Annotated in this window: 3 protein-coding genes; 1 reads left to right on the top strand and 2 read right to left on the bottom strand. The window is 68.3% G+C overall.

What is annotated here, in order from left to right; genetic code table 11:
* A partial coding sequence (locus WA965_RS07945; RefSeq protein ID WP_526447330.1) for a sensor histidine kinase occupies positions 1-772 on the bottom strand: 772 nt, incomplete at its 3' end.
* Positions 759-1,466 (bottom strand): response regulator, encoded by a 708-nt coding sequence (locus WA965_RS07940; RefSeq protein ID WP_178361451.1) that lies wholly within the window; start codon positions 1,464-1,466, stop codon positions 759-761. The genes WA965_RS07945 and WA965_RS07940, both read right to left, overlap by 14 nt.
* A gap of 103 nt (positions 1,467-1,569) precedes the next feature.
* On the opposite strand from WA965_RS07940, the gene WA965_RS07935 reads away from it, so the two are divergent.
* On the top strand, positions 1,570-1,871 hold a 302-nt coding region (locus tag WA965_RS07935), incomplete at its 3' end, for a glycosyltransferase family 2 protein (RefSeq protein ID WP_526447328.1).

Raw genomic sequence — 1,871 nt, 5'->3', positions numbered from 1 at the left:
CGTCTGAGCCCAGCGCCAGCTCGACGCTGCCGCCCTCGGGGGTGTGCGCAATCGCGTTGGCCACCAGGTTCGACAACACCCGGACCAACGCGCGGTCACTGCAGACCACGCGCACCGGCTGCTCGGGCAGGTCGGCCCGCAGCTTCACCCCGGCGCGCTCGGCGGCGATCCAGTGCGCGGCGAGCACGTCGTCGACCACCTCGTCGAGCGCGACCTTCTCGAACGACGGGGTCAGCGCACCGGCATTGATCTTCGACATCTCGAACAGATCGTCGACCATCTCGGACAGTCGGACCGACTCGTGCTCGATGTGCTTGGCATGCACCTTCACCTCGTCGTCGGGGACCACGCCGTCGGCGATCGCCTCGGAGACGGCACGGATGCCCGCGAGCGGGGTGCGCAGATCGTGGCTGACGAACGCCACCAGCCGGCGCCGCGACTGTTCGGCGGCGCGTTCGGAGTCGCGGATCTCGGCTTCCCAGACGGTGCGCCGGGCCTGGTAGCGGCCCAGCATCACGGCGGCCGGGATCGTCACGATCGAGACGATGACGAGCACGACGGCGGTCTGTTCGAAGGTTTCGGTGACCATGAACCCGCTGGCGCCCAACACCCCGGTGAAGGTTGCGAGCACCGGGATCAGCACCAGCGTCACCATGCTGACGGCCAGCGACCAGGACCGCGCCAGCCGGATGATCGCGGCACCGATCAGGACCACGGGTACCGAGCAGGCCAACGCCCATCCGACGATCTCCCAGAGATCAGCCGTGGGCATCCGACCTCCCTACCGCCGCGTGGTCGGAGGTCCACATGTAGCCGCGGCCCCAGACGGTCTGCACCCGATGTCGCTCGCCGAGCTTGGAGCGCAACCGCTTGACGTGCACGGTCACTGTCGACAGGTCCCCGAAGTCCCAGCGCCATACCTGTCTGAGCAGGTCTTCCCTGGTGAAGACGGTGTCGGTGTGGGTGAGGAAGAACAGCAGCAGGTCGAACTCGCGGTTGGTGAGGTTGACCGGCCTGCCGGCGACCGTGACGGTGCGCGACGCGGTCGAGACCGTGAGCTCGCCGGAGTTGACGTCGATGGGGAGCACGCCGCCGGGTGTGGGGGAGCGCCGCAACACCGAGCGGACCCGCAGCGCGAGCTCGCGTGGGCTGAACGGTTTGGTCAGGTAGTCGTCGGCGCCCGCCTCGAGTCCGGCGATGCGGTCCTCTTCCTCGCCGAGCGCGGTCAGCAGGATCACCGGCACGGTGTAGTCACCTCCCCGACGCAGGCTGCGGCACAACGACAACCCGTCCGGCCCGGGCATCATCACGTCCAGAACCGCGACGTCGATGCGCTGAGAACCGAGCAGCCGCAGGGCTTCGTTGCCGTCGTGTGCGATCGACACGTCGAGTCCGTCACGCTCGAGGTATCGGCGCACGACATCGCGGACGACATCGTCGTCGTCGGCAATCAGGACTCGGGTCACCACACCGAGGCTAGCCCCACACGGCCACTACCAGCGCCGACGTCACCGATTTGTCAGCCTTGCAACTCGCGCGACCTGGGCATTTCGCCTAGCGTATGCGGATATGCCCGACTGTCCTGTCACGGTGGTGCTGCCGTGTCTAGACGAGGCTGCGTCTTTGCCCGGAGTGCTGGCGGCCCTGCCGACTGGGTATAGAGCTCTCGTGGTGGACAACAACAGCACCGACGACACGGCGGACGTGGCGCGTCGGCACGGCGCCCAGGTGGTCGCCGAAAGCAGGCCCGGTTACGGTGCTGCGGTGCACGCCGGAGTGGTCGCGGCGACGACGCCGATCGTCGCGGTTCTCGACGGCGACGGCTCGCTGGATCCCGCGGAGCTTCCGCGTCTGGTCGACGACGTCGAGCG

Origin of the sequence: Mycobacterium sp. (genome assembly GCF_049683935.1) — a bacterium.
Classification (GTDB): Bacteria; Actinomycetota; Actinomycetes; order Mycobacteriales; family Mycobacteriaceae; genus Mycobacterium.
Note: the sequence above shows the minus strand (reverse complement) of the source record. Positions and strands in the feature narration are given on the sequence as shown.